General features: G+C 61.7%; 17 protein-coding genes and 1 tRNA gene. 7 read left to right on the top strand and 11 right to left on the bottom strand.

The window, feature by feature from the left end; genetic code table 11:
* Positions 1-19: 19 nt before the first annotated feature.
* From LC343_RS15210 to LC343_RS15185, 6 genes are all read right to left on the bottom strand, one after another.
* Positions 20-1,540, bottom strand: a complete 1,521-nt coding sequence (locus LC343_RS15210; protein ID WP_223478005.1) for an inorganic phosphate transporter — start codon at positions 1,538-1,540, stop codon at positions 20-22.
* A 113-nt stretch (positions 1,541-1,653) separates the two neighbouring features.
* Entirely contained in the window at positions 1,654-2,151 is a 498-nt protein-coding gene (locus LC343_RS15205; protein WP_223478004.1) for an NUDIX hydrolase, read from the bottom strand.
* Between the two features lie 75 nt (positions 2,152-2,226).
* On the bottom strand, positions 2,227-2,649 hold the full coding sequence (locus tag LC343_RS15200) for an NUDIX hydrolase (RefSeq protein ID WP_223478003.1): 423 nt from the start codon (positions 2,647-2,649) through the stop codon (positions 2,227-2,229).
* 129 nt (positions 2,650-2,778) lie between these two features.
* Complete coding sequence (gene trmFO / locus LC343_RS15195; RefSeq protein ID WP_428982562.1) at positions 2,779-4,200, bottom strand: methylenetetrahydrofolate--tRNA-(uracil(54)-C(5))-methyltransferase (FADH(2)-oxidizing) TrmFO; 1,422 nt, start codon at positions 4,198-4,200, stop codon at positions 2,779-2,781.
* A 178-nt stretch (positions 4,201-4,378) separates the two neighbouring features.
* A complete protein-coding gene (locus LC343_RS15190; RefSeq protein ID WP_223478001.1) occupies positions 4,379-4,525 on the bottom strand; it encodes a DUF1127 domain-containing protein in 147 nt (48 codons plus the stop codon).
* A gap of 318 nt (positions 4,526-4,843) precedes the next feature.
* Positions 4,844-4,990, bottom strand: a complete 147-nt coding sequence (locus LC343_RS15185) for a DUF1127 domain-containing protein (protein WP_223478000.1) — start codon at positions 4,988-4,990, stop codon at positions 4,844-4,846.
* 196 nt (positions 4,991-5,186) lie between these two features.
* On the opposite strand from LC343_RS15185, the gene LC343_RS15180 reads away from it, so the two are divergent.
* The 5 genes from LC343_RS15180 (at position 5,187) to LC343_RS15160 (ending at position 10,355) form a co-directional block, all read left to right on the top strand.
* The gene (locus LC343_RS15180) at positions 5,187-6,371 is read left to right on the top strand and encodes a DUF2157 domain-containing protein (RefSeq protein WP_223477999.1); all 1,185 of its coding nucleotides are present in this window, start codon (positions 5,187-5,189) and stop codon (positions 6,369-6,371) included.
* The gene (locus LC343_RS15175; RefSeq protein ID WP_223477998.1) at positions 6,364-6,942 is read left to right on the top strand and encodes a GDYXXLXY domain-containing protein; all 579 of its coding nucleotides are present in this window, start codon (positions 6,364-6,366) and stop codon (positions 6,940-6,942) included. Before LC343_RS15180 ends, LC343_RS15175 begins: the two co-directional genes overlap by 8 nt.
* Positions 6,943-7,053: 111 nt before the next feature.
* Positions 7,054-7,138: transfer RNA gene (locus LC343_RS15170), tRNA-Leu, on the top strand.
* Positions 7,139-7,217: 79 nt separating this feature from the next.
* Positions 7,218-8,699: a trigger factor gene (gene tig, locus LC343_RS15165; protein ID WP_223477997.1), complete on the top strand. Its 1,482-nt coding sequence runs from the start codon at positions 7,218-7,220 to the stop codon at positions 8,697-8,699.
* A gap of 117 nt (positions 8,700-8,816) precedes the next feature.
* Complete coding sequence (locus LC343_RS15160) at positions 8,817-10,355, top strand: cryptochrome/photolyase family protein (protein WP_223477996.1); 1,539 nt, start codon at positions 8,817-8,819, stop codon at positions 10,353-10,355.
* Here LC343_RS15160 and LC343_RS15155 read toward each other — a convergent pair.
* Positions 10,336-11,463, bottom strand: coding sequence for an NAD(P)/FAD-dependent oxidoreductase (locus LC343_RS15155; protein WP_223477995.1), 1,128 nt, complete (start codon positions 11,461-11,463; stop codon positions 10,336-10,338). The genes LC343_RS15160 and LC343_RS15155 overlap by 20 nt on opposite strands.
* Between LC343_RS15155 and mnmC2 the strand changes: the two genes are divergently transcribed.
* Complete coding sequence (gene mnmC2, locus LC343_RS15150) at positions 11,462-12,160, top strand: tRNA (5-methylaminomethyl-2-thiouridine)(34)-methyltransferase MnmC2 (protein ID WP_223477994.1); 699 nt, start codon at positions 11,462-11,464, stop codon at positions 12,158-12,160. The two genes, LC343_RS15155 and mnmC2, sit on opposite strands and share 2 nt — an antisense overlap.
* Here the strand turns inward: mnmC2 and LC343_RS15145 are convergent.
* Complete coding sequence (locus tag LC343_RS15145; protein WP_223477993.1) at positions 12,145-13,005, bottom strand: class I SAM-dependent methyltransferase; 861 nt, start codon at positions 13,003-13,005, stop codon at positions 12,145-12,147. The two genes, mnmC2 and LC343_RS15145, sit on opposite strands and share 16 nt — an antisense overlap.
* A gap of 126 nt (positions 13,006-13,131) precedes the next feature.
* Here LC343_RS15145 and LC343_RS15140 point away from each other — a divergent pair, with 126 nt between their 5' ends.
* A complete protein-coding gene (locus LC343_RS15140) occupies positions 13,132-14,133 on the top strand; it encodes a hypothetical protein (RefSeq protein ID WP_223477992.1) in 1,002 nt (333 codons plus the stop codon).
* A gap of 19 nt (positions 14,134-14,152) precedes the next feature.
* On the opposite strand, the gene LC343_RS15135 is transcribed toward LC343_RS15140, so the two are convergent.
* From LC343_RS15135 to LC343_RS15125, 3 genes are read right to left on the bottom strand one after another with little or no spacing between them, the layout of a single operon-like run.
* Positions 14,153-14,539 carry a helix-turn-helix domain-containing protein gene (locus LC343_RS15135; protein ID WP_223477991.1) on the bottom strand — a complete coding sequence of 129 codons (387 nt, stop codon included), beginning with the start codon at positions 14,537-14,539 and terminating at the stop codon, positions 14,153-14,155.
* A 10-nt stretch (positions 14,540-14,549) separates the two neighbouring features.
* Positions 14,550-15,395, bottom strand: coding sequence for an S-formylglutathione hydrolase (gene fghA, locus LC343_RS15130; RefSeq protein WP_223477990.1), 846 nt, complete (start codon positions 15,393-15,395; stop codon positions 14,550-14,552).
* Positions 15,396-15,418: 23 nt separating this feature from the next.
* On the bottom strand, positions 15,419-15,883 hold the full coding sequence (locus LC343_RS15125) for a YaiI/YqxD family protein (RefSeq protein ID WP_223477989.1): 465 nt from the start codon (positions 15,881-15,883) through the stop codon (positions 15,419-15,421).
* Between the last annotated feature and the right edge of the window lie 10 nt (positions 15,884-15,893).

The raw sequence follows: 15,893 nt of genomic DNA, 5'->3' as shown, positions 1-15,893 counted from the left end.
GAATGGCGGTATAGCCGCCCTAGAAGGCCGCATCCAGCAAAAGGAAGATCACGGCGGACAACATGGCTGCGGCCGGCACCGTGATGACCCAGGCCGCCACGATGGTCGTGAAATGAGCCCGGCGTACCAGCATGCGCCGGCGTGCTTCCTCGGGCTGCGAGACGGCGGTGGGGTGCGGACGCGGCTCTCCGTTCGGCCGGACATTGCCGAGCTTGCGGGACATGTAGGCGCGCCGGCGCTTCGACTTGGAGGTGTACCATTCGCGGAAGAAGCCGACGCCGAAGACCGCACCGACCGCGATGTGGGTAGAGGAGACCGGAAGACCGAGCCAGGACGCGATGATGACCGTGACGGCCGCAGACAGCGCGACGCAATAGGCGCGCATCGGGTTGAGCTTGGTGATCTGTTCGCCGACCATTCGGATCAACTTCGGTCCGAACAGCACGAGGCCGATCGAAATGCCCATCGCGCCGATCAGCATGACCCACCACGGAATGGAGACTTTGGCCAACACCTCGCCGGCCTCGGCGGTGTGGACAACCGCGGCGAGGGGGCCGACGGCGTTGGCGACGTCATTGGCGCCATGGGCGAAGGATAGCAGTGCTGCCGAGCAGATCAACGGAATGGAGAACAGGTGGCGCACCGACTGGTTGCGATTTTCCATGCCTTCTGACTGGCGGCGGATCACCGGCTTGGTCAGCGCATAGGTCGCGATGCCGAAGCCCACACCGATCGCGATGATGACGAAACCGTCAAGGTGGATGATCTTCTTCAGGCCCTTCATGGCGAGATAGGCCGAGAAGGCGGCGGCCATGACACCGAGCAGAACGGGAACCCAGCGCCGGGATGCAGCGATCTTGTCGTCCTGGTAGATGATCTTGATCTTGATAAAGGCGAGGAAGGCCGCGCCGATGACCCCGCCGAGGACCGGCGAGATTACCCAGCTTGCGGCGATCGCGCCCATTGTCGGCCAGTTGACGGCGGAAAAACCTGCCGCCGCGATCCCCGCGCCCATGACGCCGCCGACGACGGAATGCGTCGTGGAGACGGGGGCGCCGAGAACGGTTGCCAGATTGACCCAGAGCGCCGAGGAGATCAGGGCGGCCATCATGGCCCAGATGAATGTTCCGGTGTCGGAGACCGTGGCCGGATCGACGATGCCCTTGGAAATCGTGCCAACGACATCACCGCCGGCAATCAGGGCGCCCGCGCTCTCGAAGACTGCCGCGATCGCAAGCGCGCCGACCATCGACAGGGCGCGCGATCCCACCGCGGGGCCGACATTGTTGGCGACATCGTTGGCGCCAATGTTGAGCGCCATGTAGCCGCCGAGCATGGCGGCAATGATGATGATGACGCTGTTATGCTCGCCGGAGACATAGACGGCGGCAAACAGCGCCGCTGCCGCGATGAAAAGGAGGCTGAGCCCCGGACCGGCCAATCCGCGCGAGACATGACCGGCGGCTTCCTCGAAGCGGACGATCTTGTCGAGATCCTTGTCGAGGGTTTCTTTCTTGCGCAGACGAGATCGGACAGACATACAAAGGCCTTTCGGGAGCCTCGATGTAACAGTTCGATGACGGTTTCCACAATCGGCGAACGGGCAAAGCTCCGCCAGGATTGCCGATCACAGCCAGAAAATCGTGGATTACATCAGGAATAGGGGAGCGGAGGCAGAAAGGAGAGGATCAGGTCGCGCAATTGCGGCTCCGCGACCGAATGCGCCGCCTCGTCGCGGGCGAACCATTTCAGGTCGCGCTGCTTCTTTTCCGGCCAGTCGTCGAGGTTTTCGCGAACCTCCAGCGCATGCACATAGACGATACAATCGACCGCGCTGCCCTCGTCGCGGATCTTCTCGTAGTGATAGGAGCCGACCGGTTCGGCCGTGATCGGACCCTTGATGCCGGCCTCTTCCCAGGCTTCCTGCGCGGCCGACTGTGCCGATGACAGCGCGTCGTGCGGCCAGCCTTTCGGGATAACCCAGCGGCCGGTGCCGCGGCTTGTCAGAAGCAGGACCTCCAGCGTTCCATCACGCATGCGCCACGGCAGCGCGCCATACTGGACGCGCGGCGGTATCGCCATGAGCGCCGGAATGTTCAGCACTTCGGTGGCGCGCCTGAGAATGGATCGCTTTTTCGATTCTTCCTGCATAACGTCCGTGGATTAGGTTGCGAGCGAACATGAGGTGTAGTCGCTTCGCGCGGTCTGCGGCAAGAGCGTTCGGGATTACGGCGTGAAGTTCAGGATGACGTCGCGTAGTTCAGGTTCGTCTACGAGATCGGCAGCCTCGGGGCGCAGAAACCAGCGCCGCGTGCGCTGGCTCTTTTCGGGCCAGCTGGATAGTTCTTCCTCGACCTCAAGCGCGTGAACGTGGACGATGCAGTCGATCGCGTCGGAGTCGCCCATGAACTTCAGGTAGTGAAACCGTCCGATCGTCTTCTTTGTGATCGCGCCGGTTATGCCGGCTTCCTCGAAGGCTTCCTGTGCGGCGGACCGGGCAGACGACATGCCGTCATGCGGCCAGCCCTTGGGGATGACCCAGCGACCGGTATCCCGGCTCGTGACCAGCATGACTTCGATTGTGCCGTCGACGTATCGCCATGGCAGGGCGCCGTGCTGCACCTTCGGTGCCGAGCTCAGCGCTCTCATGATCTGGAAATGCTGGCGTTGCCGTCGACGGATGCGGGGTCCGTCGTTGTTGCTCATGGGGAAGTATAGGAACGGGGACCGCCAAAACGGAACCCCGAAAACCCCGAAGAAACAGGAAAAGTGAGTTTTTTATTCCGCAGCTTCGCGCGGGCGGACAGCTTCCAGCCATTGCGCGGCATCGCGCTTTGCACGCTCGGTGATGGCGCGTTTCTTCGCCAGTGCCTTGTCCTTGCCGCGCCAACGGCCCTCATGGCCTTCGGGCTTCTTCATCGCGCCCGCGTCCGGCGGCGGAAACAGCCCGAAATTCACGTTCATGGGCTGGAAGGAGCGCTTCTTCTCGTCGTCGGAAACGATGTGACCGCCGGTGATGTGGTTGAGGAGCGCGCCGAAGGCAGTGGTCGCGGGCGGCGGGAGAACGGGTTCACCCAGCCTGTCCGCGGCTGCGAAACGCCCGGCAAGAAGACCAATGGCGGCCGATTCCACATACCCCTCGCAACCGGTGATCTGGCCGGCAAAGCGCAGGCCCTTGCGGCTCTTCAACTGCAGGTCTCCGGCCAACAGTACAGGGGAGTTGAGGTAGGTATTTCGGTGCAGGCCGCCGAGACGGGCGAACTCGGCGTTTTCAAGCGCCGGAATCATCCGGAGTATCTCCGATTGCGCGCCGTAACGGAGCTTGGTCTGGAACCCGACCATGTTGTAAAGCGTGCCGAGTGCGTTGTCCTGGCGAAGCTGCACGACGGCATAAGGCTTCTCGTCGGGCTTGTGCGCGTTGGTCAGGCCCATCGGCTTCATCGGCCCGTGGCGCAGCGTCTCGCGTCCGCGCTCGGCCATGATCTCGATCGGCAGGCACCCGTCGAAATAGGGCGTACCTTCCCATTCGCGGAATTCGGTCTTGTCGCCGGCGATCAGCGCATCGATGAAGGCTTCGTATTGATCGCGATCCATCGGGCAGTTGATGTAGTCTTTTCCGGTGCCGCCAGGACCGACCTTGTCGTAGCGCGACTGGAACCAGGCCGTGTCCATGTCGATGGAATCGAAATAGACGATCGGCGCGATCGCATCGAAAAAGGCGAGGGCATCCGAATCGGTTTCGGCTGCGATGGCATCGGCAAGGCCGGGTGCTGTCAGCGGTCCGGTGGCGATGATGGCGAGGTCCCAGTCGGCTGGCGGGAGGCCGGTGATCTCCTCGCGCACGACCGTAATCAGCGGGTTTGCCGCGATCGCCTCCGTCACCGCATCCGAGAAGCCGTCCCGATCGACCGCCAGCGCGCTGCCGGCCGGCACCTGATTGGCATCGGCGGAACGCATGATGAGGGAATTTGCCATGCGCATCTCGGCATGGATCAGGCCGACGGCATTGTATTCGGAATCGTCGGATCGAAACGAGTTTGAGCAAACCAGTTCGGCGAGGCCGTCTGTCTTGTGCGCCTCGGTGCCGCGCACGCCACGCATCTCGTGAAGGATGACCGGAATGCCGCGCGCGGCAATCTGCCAGGCGGCTTCGGAGCCGGCGAGACCGCCACCGACGATATGAATGGGACGCATTGTCATGGCGAGGAGATAACGCGTCGCGGATGACGCTTCAAGAAATGAAAAACACCCGCCGCGGGAGGAGGTGCGGCGGGTGTCTTACTTTCGGAGCAACAATCCTGGGAGGAGGATAGGATTGCGCTCCTTTAACCGACAAGGTCTGGGAGGAGGATAGACCCTGACGGAAACTGTTTTCGTCTTAGGCGCGGGCTGCGCGGCGGGCGACGCTGGCGATATCGCCGCGGGCGAAACCGATGTCCTCCAGCTCGCGGCCGGAGAGGCGTTTCAATTCAAGGCTGGTCTCGCGGTAGCGGCGCCATTCGTTGAAAGAGCGTACGAGGTTCATTTTCATATCCACTTCGTGGGCTTGGGGTCGTTCGTGTTTTTGTTTTTGTTGTTGTGACCCCAAGATAGTCATTCTAACCGATTTGATAAGCGTCGATGCTGCAACGCAGCTATGCATATTGTGCAATGCACAAAGCGGGACGAATGGACCATTCTGCGCGGCCCGCTTCGCACCGTCAAAAAAACACCCGCCGCCGGTAACCGGCAGCGGGTGGCTTTTATTCGGAGCGGCGACCCCTGGAGGGAGGAGATCGGGTCGCGCGTCCTGCGCCGTCCAGGCCCGGGAGAAAGAAGGCCCGACGGAATTCGGTGGTATGCCTCAGGCGCGGGTGACTTTGCGCGCGACGAACGGGATATCGCCACGGTTGATGCCGAGGTCGTTCAGTTCGCGGGCCGTCAGCTTGTTGAGCTCGGTGCAGGTTGCACGGTAGCGGCGCCATTCGGAGAAAGAGCGTACGAAGTTCATGGTCTTGTCCTTGTCGTGATGATCTGTTCTTGTTCTTGCAATGGCGCGTAGATAGGCACTTCGTGCTGAAAAAATAAGCGATGAAATTGCATAGCACCCATGCGTTTTGTGCATTGCATGAAATAGCTGTGTTTCGGGGTTCTTGGTAAAACTTCACCATGGTGATAAACATCTGAAAAACAGGACTTTTCGCGCTGTGGCGACGCTGATCGAAAGACAGATCGAGGACTGGGAAAAGCGTGGCGTGGTCGATGCCGAGACCGCGACGCGACTTCGCGACGACATTGGCGCCGGAATGGCGCGTGCGCGGGGCTCGCACGCCACCAAATCGGCGCGGCGTTTCTCGTTCTTCCAGGTCGTCGCGTTCTTTGCCGCGATCTCCATTGCGGCCGCGGTGCTGATTTTTGTTGCAGCGAACTGGGAGTACGTTCCGAGGCTCGTTCGGGTGTCCGGTGTGATGGCGATCGTCGCGTTCGGATATCTTGGCGGAGCGTTCGTCCGGCAGCGTTTCGGTCTGCGCCGGACGCTCGTCGAGGAAGCGTTTTATCTGGTTGGCGGCGCGGCATTCATCGGCGGCGTGGCGCTTGTCGGGCAGATGTACCACATTTCTGGAGACACTCGGGACGCCGCCCTGCTTTATGCGGCGGGGCTGGGCTTGTCGGGCTTCGCGGTCCGGTCGCGCGCGCTGGTCGCGGTTGCCGCAGGCTGGATCACCTATTGGCATCTCGAGGGTCCGCAAGCGGGCAACCTGTTGTCCCTGCAATTCCTGGTCTTCGCCATCTCCATCGGGGCGGGCATCGCCTTCGCGATTTTGACAAAGGCCCGGTGGCTCAGGCGCGTCCTCTATCTCGCGGGACTTGTCGGGCTGGTGCCGTTTGCCTGGGAAGTGCTGAAATATGTCGCCGATCTCTACGATTCGATCCCGCCCGAAGTCCGCATCGCGGTCTGGGTGGCTATCTACGTGTTGTCGCTGGTCGCGATCCTCGCCGGGCGGTTCCTGCCCGAGGTGGCGAACCGCATATCGCCTCTCTCCGCGAAGCGCGCGGGCGGGCAATTCGCCGTCGGGCTGCTTTCCATCGCCTTCCTGCACGGAGAACTGGACACGGATGCCGGGCTGATCGTGGTTTCGTGCCTGGCCGTCATTTTCGTTCTCGCCGCGCTTTATGCGTATGGCCGGGACAGGCGGGTCATCCGCTACATTTCCTATGTGGTCTTCGTCGGCGAGGTGTTCATCGTCTATGGGGAGACCGTCTATTCGATGCTCGGGACGTCCGGCTTCTTCCTGGCGCTCGGTCTCGTCCTCGCGGTGATCGCCTTCGTGGTCTACCGGCTGGAGCGGTTGTGGAAGGCGCGAAAGTCGAAGGAGGCAACCAATGCATAGGAAGCCCTTTCTTCTCGCGTCCGCGCTGGCATCCGTTGTCGCGTTGTGCGGCGTTCTCGGCTGGATGATTGCCGATCGCGCGGCGATCCTGCGCGACGGGCACGAAATCGTTCTCAAGACGGAACCGATCGACCCTCGCGATCTGCTGCGCGGTCGCTATGTGCGCCTCAACTACTTGATCTCGAGCATCCCGCCGCTGCTCTACAAGGACCAGGTCGTCGACTATTTCGATTCCGGCACGACCATCTTCGTTCGTGTGGAGGAGGACGATGACGGTTTCTGGACCGCGAAGGAGGCGGTCGTGGGAAGCCTGCCGGACGACCGTGCGGATGGCGACGTCTGGATTCGTGGTGAAACCCGTTTCCGCATGGCGTCGACCAACACGCCGGCATTCGTTCTGTACGGCATCGAACGGTTCTACACGCCGGAACACGTTGCGCCTGAAATCGAGGAGAGAATGCGTGACCGTGCGGTGACCGAAATCGTCGTGGCGGTCGCCGATGACGGCAGGGCACAGATCAAGGCGCTTCGGCAGGACGGAGAAACCATCTTCACGGAACGCCTTTTTTAGGCATTGCGGACGCTGCGGTGGCGCGAATCCGGGCATTTTTTCATTGATCGGCGCGCGAGCGGTGCTATAGACGCCCGATCAAGCGGCATGCTCGTCATGTCCACGAACACTGCGGATATGGCGGAACTGGTAGACGCACTGGATTTAGGTTCCAGCGCCGCAAGGCGTGGGGGTTCGACTCCCTCTATCCGCACCACCATCCCGTCGGGGAAGGCAACCAAGGCCATGCGATCCGCGCACGCGGATGCAGGCGGCAAGAAAATGAAGGTTGAACAATGCAGGTAAGCGAAACCCTCAATGAAGGGCTGAAACGCGAAATCAAGGTCGTCATCCCGAAGGAAGACCTTCAGTCCAAGCTGGGCGAGCGCCTGGAAGACGCCAAGGGCAAGGTGCAGCTCAAGGGATTCCGGCCCGGAAAGGTGCCGGTCGGCCATCTGCGCAAGATGTACGGCAAGTCCTTCATGGCGGAAATCGTCAACGAAATCCTGAACGAGACGCCTCGCTCCCTGCTTTCCGAACGTGGTGAGAAATCCGCCACGCAGCCGGAAATCGACATGACCGAGGACGAGAAGGAAGCCGAAAAGGTCCTGACCGGCGACGCCGATTTCGAATTCTCGATGAAGTACGAAATCATCCCGCCGATCGAGGTCAAGGATTTCTCCTCCATCAAGGTCACTCGTGAAGTGGTCGACATTCCGGACGAGGAAGTCGAGGAGCAGGTCAAGCGCATCGCCCAGTCGGCGGTCGAATACACCTCCAAGAAGGGCAAGGCCGAGAACGGCGACCGCGTGACGATGGACTATGTCGGCAAGGTCGACGGCGAGGCCTTCGAGGGCGGCACCGATACGGACGCCAATCTCGTGCTCGGCTCGGGCCAGTTCATTCCGGGCTTCGAAGAGCAGCTCGTCGGCAAGAAGGCCGGCGACGAGACTCAGGTCAAGGTGACGTTCCCCGAGGATTACGGTGCGGCGCACCTGGCCGGCAAGGAAGCCACCTTCGACGTGACCGTCAAGGATGTGGCGAGCGCCGGCGAGATCGTCATCGACGACGAACTTGCCACAAAGCTTGGCATCGAGAGCGCGGAACGCCTTCGCGAGGTCGTTCGCGAGCAGATCGAGAGTCAGTACGGTTCGATGACCCGCCAGAAGGTCAAGCGCCAGCTTCTCGACGCGCTGGACGAAGAGTACAAGTTCGACTCGCCGTCCAAGCTGGTCGATGCGGAGTTCAACAATATCTGGGCGCAGATCTCCAACGATCTGCAGGAAGCCGGCAAGACCTTCGAGGATGAGGACACGACCGAGGACGAGGCGCGCGAGGAATATATGCGTCTCGCCGAACGCCGCGTGCGTCTCGGTCTCGTCCTGTCCGAGATCGGCGAGCAGGCCGGCGTGACCGTCAGCGAGCAGGAACTGCAGCAGGCTGTCATGAACCAGGTTCGCCAGTATCCGGGCCAGGAACAGCAGGTCTTCGAATTCTTCAAGAAGAACCCGGACGCGGTCGCCAATCTGCGCGCGCCGATCTTCGAGGAGAAAACCGTCGATCACCTGCTCGAGCAGGTTTCCGTCACCGACAAGACCGTCAGCAAGGAAGAGCTGATGGCCGATGACGAGGAAGAGACCGCCGAGGCCAAGCCGGCGAAGAAGAAGGCGGCGCCGAAGAAAGCCGCCGCCAAGAAGGACGACGCCGCGACCGACGCGGAAAAGCCCGCCAAGAAGGCCGCGCCGAAAAAGAAAAAGGCTGAAGAAGCCAGCGAATAAGCTGAGTTTCAGCCGATCGATAAACCGCCGGAAAGCAGACGCTTCCGGCGGTTTTTTCATGCGTTTCGTGAACCGGCGCATGCCCCTTGCCGTAGAGCCCGGTGAAAGGGGTTCTCGATGGGAAAGACGCTTCGGTTCGTTCTTGGCGACCAGTTGTCCCGCGATCTCTCATGCCTGAAGGGGCTTGAGAAAGACGATATCGTCCTGATGTGCGAGGTCGCCGAGGAGGCGACCTATGTGCGCCACCACAAGAAGAAAATCGCGTTCCTCTTTTCGGCCATGCGCCATTTCGCGGAGGGATTGCGCAGCGATGGTTATGAGGTCGAATACCGCCACTTCGGCCAGGATGGCGATGTCCGGTCGCTGACAGACGCGCTGCGGCAGGCGATCCGGAAGCACGACATCTCGACCGTCATCGCCACCGAGGGCGCTGAGTACCGCGTTCTCGAAATGCAGCGCGCATGGGCGGACGAACCGGGCATCGAACTGGATCTCAGGCCGGATGAGCGCTTCATCGCGACGGCGTCGGAGTTCGCTGACTGGGCTTCTGGGCGCAAGGAATTGCGCATGGAGTATTTCTATCGGGAGATGCGTCGAAAGACCGGTTACCTGATGGACGCCAATGGCGGCCCCGAAGGCGGGCAGTGGAACTACGACAAGGACAATCGCGAGCCGCTGCCGGAGGATGCGACGATTCCCGAACGTCCGCACTACGCGGTGGACGATATCACGCGGGATGTCCTGGACCTGGTGGACGGATCGTTCGGCGATCACATCGGCAGGCTCGAGCCGTTCAACTATCCCGTGACCCGCCGGCAGGCGATGCATTACCTGAACTGGTTTGTCACGGAGGCGCTTCCGGAATTCGGGCGCTATCAGGACGCGATGAAGCAGGGCGAGCCGCTGCTCTACCATTCGCATCTTTCGGCCCTGATCAATTGCGGGCTTCTCGACCCGCGCGAATGTTGCGAGAAGGCGATCGCCGCCTGGAATGACGGTGATGCGCCTTTGAATGCGGTCGAGGGCTTCGTCCGGCAAGTTATCGGGTGGCGGGAGTACATAAGAGGCATCTACTGGCTGAAGATGCCGGAGTATGGGCAGGAGAATGCCCTCGACGCGACACGCGACCTGCCGGAGTACTTCTGGTCCGGCGAGACGCAGATGAACTGCATGCGCCAGGCAATCACCGAGACGCTGGACAACGCCTATGCGCATCATATCCAGCGGCTGATGGTGATCGGTAATTTCGCGCTTCTCGCCGGCCTCGACCCCAAACAGGTTCAGGACTGGTATATGGCCGTCTATCACGACGCCTATGAGTGGGTGGAGATGCCGAATGTCGTCGGCATGATCCTGCATGCCGATGGCGGGTTGGTTGCTTCCAAGCCCTATGCCGCGTCCGGAGCCTATATCGACCGGATGTCGGATTATTGCGGCAAATGCCGCTACTCGGTCAAACGCAAGAACGGCGAAAAGGCGTGTCCGTTCAACTACCTTTACTGGAATTTCCTGATCGGGAACCGTCCGCGATTTCGGAACAACCTTCGCATGCGGATGATCTACACATCGCTCGACAAGATGGGCGAAGACAGGATTGATGCTATCGGCGAGGATAGCCGGCGTTTCTTCCGCGCGCTCAGCCAGAGCGAGGCTTGAGACGGTTTTCCGGCAGGAACAGGTCCGGCAGAAAGTTGGGTGTCTTGCTGCAAGCCTGCATCAGGGCGGCCCTGGCCATCAGATGTGCGATGGCGAAGCTGATCTTGAAACCGCCGGTCGCGACAAGGAGGTCGTCACGGCCGGGCAGGGGCCCGACCAGCGGCTCCCGCCCGTCGGCGCGAGGACGGATGCCCGCCCATCGTTCGATGATCTCTGCGTTTTCGAGAGCCGGACAGATCTCCATGGCATGCGCGATGACAGCCTCCAGCTTTTCATCGGTCGAGGCGGTGTCGTCGAACTCGTTTTCCGAGGTCGAACCAATGGCGACAAGGCCGTTTTCGTGCGCGATGACATAGGTGCCGTTGTCGTAGAGGATCGGCGCCGACGGATCCACGGGCCGGGCTGGGCGAAGCAGCGCCGCCTGTCCCTTCACACCCCGACCGGACAGGCTGTCGATCAGGCCAAAACTCTCCCATCCGGCCGTCAAGATCGAGCGGCCTGCCGCGAGAACAGAGCCGTCTGTCAGGGTAATCGCGCCGTTCTCGACCGAACTGACTTCGGTATTCTCCAGGATTTGGATACCGGACAGGGCGACGGCCTTATGGAGCGCTGCGACAAGCGCGCGTGGATCGACCCGGGCCGACAGGCTGTCGATATTGGCGCCGTGTTGCATCTGATCTTGCGGCAGCCAGCCCGGATCGGGTGTCTGGTCCGTCACCTGCCATCGAAATGGCGCGGGCCAGCTTTCCTGCGATGCTTGCACCCATTGCTCGCTCAGCCGGCGTTTTTCCGCGTGGCGGATCGGCATAAGACGGCCGCAGCGCCGATACCCGGCCCGCATGCCGGTCAGGCTTTCGATAGCCTCGATCTCAGCTTCCAGCGACAGAAGACCGTCGAGCTGAAATTGCTTCTTGGCGTTCCAGCCGGTCGGTTGATGCGGCATCAGCGCGCCAAGCAGGCCGCCGCTGGCGCCCGCGCCGATGGTTCGTTTCTCCAGCAGGGTGACCGAAAGCCCTTGCCGCGCGGCGAGGAATGCAGTCCAAAGGCCGACGATTCCGCCGCCTATGATGGCGATGTCGCGGGAACTGGCAATCGAGACGGACGGCATGGCTGATCTGAAACGGGACGATGTGACTTGGTTCGACGGCGATATGCCGTATTCGCAGCAGTTTGGCGACCATTTCTATTCGCGGGCCGACGGTCGCGCGGAGTGCCATCATGTTTTCATGGGCGGCAACGGGTTGCCGGAGCGGTGGAATGGCGCTGCCGATTTCACCATCGGAGAGCTGGGATTCGGCACCGGGCTCAACTTCCTCGAGACGTGGCGAAGCTGGAAGGAATGTCGTGTGCCGGGGCAGGCACTTCACTACGTTTCCTTCGAGGCGTTCCCGATGACGTCCGGACAGATCGAGCGCGCGCTTTCGCCCTGGCCCGTGCTGACCCCGCTTGCCGGGGAAATGCTCGGTCGCTGGTCAGAACTGACGGAAGCGCCGGCGACCTGGTGGCTCGATGCGCAGACGAGCCTGACCGTGGTGGTCGGCGCTGCCCTGGACGGCGTTCGGGCATGGGGCGGGATCGCCGATGCCTGGTATCTCGACGGTTTCGCACCGTCGAAAAACCCGGAGATGTGGTCGGAAGACCTCATGCAGGCGGTCGGCGATCACACGCGGGCGGGCGGAACCTTCGCCAGCTATACCGCGGCCGGATGGGTGCGGCGTAATCTGCAGGCTGCCGGTTTCATCGTCGAAAAACGGCCCGGCCATGCGGGCAAGCGCGAGATGATCCGCGGTTACAAGCCGGACTGATCTTTCCAGGCGACGACGAGCCAGCCCGGTATAGGCGCACCTTGTTCGCTGCGCACGGTGATCGGCTCGAAGCTGGTGATCCGGGAAAATCCGGATTTATCGAGGAGCGATTTCAGATAGTCCGCGCTGTGCGCGAAGCGCTGGTTGGGGGTCACGCGCCAGGGTTTTCCGGCCATCGCCACGTCATCCATGGTTTCGGCGGAGAAGGCAAAGCAGGCACCGGGGGGCGTGTTCGATGCGACACCGGCAAAGAACGGTTCGAGCGCGCCGATATAGGGCAAGACGTCCGTGGCGACGATCAGGTCGAACGGCGCGTAGTCGTCCGTCTCTTCCGTCTTGCGTGCCTTCTCCCACTCTTCAAGGAAATGCACGGCCTCGTTGACGAACAGCGCGTCATAGACCGCGCGCTCGTCGGCCATGTCGATCATCTTTTCCGACAGGTCGACGCCGGTCGCGTGATCGCATATCTCGCCCAGCATCATGCCGGACAGGCCCGTTCCGCAGCCGAGATCGAGCATGCGGGAGAAATTCAGATCAGGATCGCCGCCGAGAATATCGGCCAGTTGCATCGGTACGGCATAGCCGAGATCGCCGGTGAGGATGTCGTCGAAGACCTCGGCGTGCTGGTCGAACAGCGTCGATACATAGGCGTCCGGGGCCTTGTCCGGCGCATCGCCGAGGCCAAGGGACGCAAGGCGGACGGACGCGCCGCATGTATCAGACGGGTCGATTTCCAGACACTTGCGGTAAAGCTCAGCCGCTTCGTCCGCCTTGCCGGATTTTTCCAGTTCGAGCGCCTTGTTGTAGGCGTCTGCAAGCCGGTCGAACGTGCTGCCGGATACCATTTGCCGGGTTTCTTTCTTAACCAAGTGACGGAAGCGCTGCTTAACCATGGCGTTTAGCCAAATGTCAAAGCCGCAACGCTATTGTGTGTCCGATTGGGGTCTCACTCGAACCTGCGGGGACGGACTATGGACAATTTCGAACATGCACGGCCGATCGCCGAACTGATCGAACGCAAGGCCGTGACGGATGCCGACGTTCTGCGCCTGCGCCGTGAAGTCTACCGCAATGGTGTCGTCAATCGCGAGGAAGCGCGCGATATCTTTGCGCTCGATCATCTCGTGACCGACAAGCCGGAGAGCTGGCGCGAATTCTTTGTCGAGGCGATTGTCGATTACGTCGTCGAGCAGGAAGCGCCGCGTGGATACATTTCCAACGCCAACGCGGAATGGCTGGTCGATTCGATCTCGCATGACGGCGTGGTCGATTACCGGACCGAATTCGAACTGCTGATCAAGGTGATCGAACGGGCGCACCATGTTCCGGCCCATCTGGCGGCCTTTGCGCTCGACCAGGTGGCAATCGCGGTCATAGAGGGCAAGGGCTCGATCGCACGCGGACGCACGCTGACGCCCGGTGTGATCGGCGAACACGAGGTCGAAATCCTGCGGCGCATTCTCTATGCGTCTGGCGGGCACGGCAATGTGGCGATCACCCGCGAAGAGGCCGAGGTGCTGTTCCATATCAACGACAGCACCCGCGAAGCCGACAATCATCTCTCGTGGACGGAACTCTTCACCAAGGCCGTGGCCTGCTCGCTCATGGCCGCATCCGGTTACACACCGCCCAACCGCGACGAGGCTTTGCGCCGCGAAGAGTGGCTCGGCGACACGTCGGTCAATCTCGGTCGGTTCTTCTCGAAGATGTTCGCCGGCAGCCTCGATGCCCATATCGAGGCGGTGAAGCTGGAGACCGGTTCGGAAAGCTATTGGGGCGATCGCAACGCCCGTATGGAAACCGCAAGCGGCTCAAGCGAGAAGATCGACGCGCCGGAAGCCGAATGGCTCGTCGAGCGTATCGGGCGCGACGGCGTTCTGCACGAAAACGAGAAGGAACTCCTCGGGTTCCTGAAGCGGGAGTCGCCGCATATCCACCCCGCGCTGCATCCGCTGCTCGAAAAGGTCGCCTGAGCGCCTCGACGACGCTTGGCTAGAGTTCGCGCCGCCTCTGCAGGCGCAGCAGTTCGTCTTCGATACGGCTGAGTGTCGCGCCGGTTTCCTCGTGAAGCCGGCGGACTTTTTCGAACTGTCCGCGCAGGATGTTGATCGCGTCGTTGCGCGGATCGTCCGTCGGCGCTTCACCGACACCGTGCAGCAGCCATGGCATGCTGACATTGAGGAGGCCGGCGATCATCGACAGCCGGTTGGCGCGCGGTTCGGAGCGGTCGCTTTCCCAGGCCTGAACGGTCGCGGTCTTGACGCCGAGGCGGCGCGCGAACTGGGCGGCGGACATGCCGCTCGCATCCCTGGCGCGTGAAAGCCGCCCGCCGAGCGTGTCGGCATCGGGGGTGGAACTGAAGATCGTGGTTTCGGTCATTTTTTTCCCGTCATGTAATTTGCGCGCCGAGCCGCTTGGCATGCCAGCGCAGGTGATCCTCCACGAATGTGGAGATGAAATTATAGGAATGGTCGTAGCCGGGCTGCATGCGAAGCGTCAGCGCAATACCCGATTTGCGGCATGCATCCTCGAAGAGCCATGGTCGCAGGCCGTCGTCGAGGAACTGGTCGGCATCGCCCTGATCGATGAGAAACTCGTCGAAGCGCTTGCCGTCCTCGACCAGCGCACAGGCGTCATAAGCGCGCCATGCGCTCTGGTCGCCGCCGAGATAGGTGGCAAAGGCATTGCTCGCCCAGTCGGCGGTGGAGGGCGAGACAATCGGCGCGAAGGCCGAACAGGATCGGAAGCGGTCCGGATTGTTCAGGGCGATGGTCAACGCGCCGTGTCCGCCCATCGAATGGCCGAAAATCGCCTGTCGGTCCATGTCGACCGGGAACTTGCCGGCCACGAGCTTGGGAAGCTCGTCCGTGATGTAGGAATACATGCGGTAGTTCGCGGCCCACGGCTCCTCGGTCGCGTCAACATAGAACCCCGCGCCGGTGCCGATCTTCCAGTCATCCTTTTCGTCCGCAATGTCCTCGCCACGCGGGCTGGTGTCGGGGCAGACGATGACGAGGCCCAATTCGGCGGCGGCGCGACGGTACTCGCCCTTGTCCATCACGTTCTGATGCGTGCAGGTGAGGCCGGAGAGATACCAGAGGACCGGGCAGGGCGCAGACGCCGCCTGGGGTGGCACGAAGACCGCGAAGGTCATGTCGCAGCGCGTTTCAGACGATTCGTGGCTGTAAACGCCCTGGATGCCGCCATGGACCTTCGATTCGGAGACTGTCTTCATTTCCACTTCCTGACTTCGTTCTGTTATCCGTGCATGGCGCGGCGACACATGCGGTCGAGGGCCTGAAGAAAGGCCGACCGGTCCTCGCGCGAAAACGCCCTGTTGTATCCGCCATCCTCGCCGGTTTCGCGAAGATGCTGCTTGAGATCGCGCATCGCCACCGCCATGCCGATCGTTTCCGGCGTATGCTCGCGGCCGCTGTTTCCCAGGACGAGAGCACCCTTTTCGACGCAACGCGCGGCGAGCGGAATGTCCTGGGTAACGACGATGTCCCCCGGTTTCGCTTCCGCCGCGATCCAGTCGTCTGCGGCGTCGGCGGATTTCGGAACCACGACGTGTCGTATCATGGGATCGCGCGAAGGTCTAAGCCCGCCATTCGAAACGAAGGTGACAACGAGGTCGTGACGTTCGCCGACACGGATGATTTCCTCTTTCACGGGACAGGCGTCGGCATCCACATAGATGACCGGTCTATCGGTATCCGACATGCTATGGTTG

Source organism: Oricola indica, assembly GCF_019966595.1.
Lineage (GTDB): Bacteria > Pseudomonadota > Alphaproteobacteria > Rhizobiales > Rhizobiaceae > Oricola > Oricola indica.
Note: the sequence above shows the minus strand (reverse complement) of the source record. Positions and strands in the feature narration are given on the sequence as shown.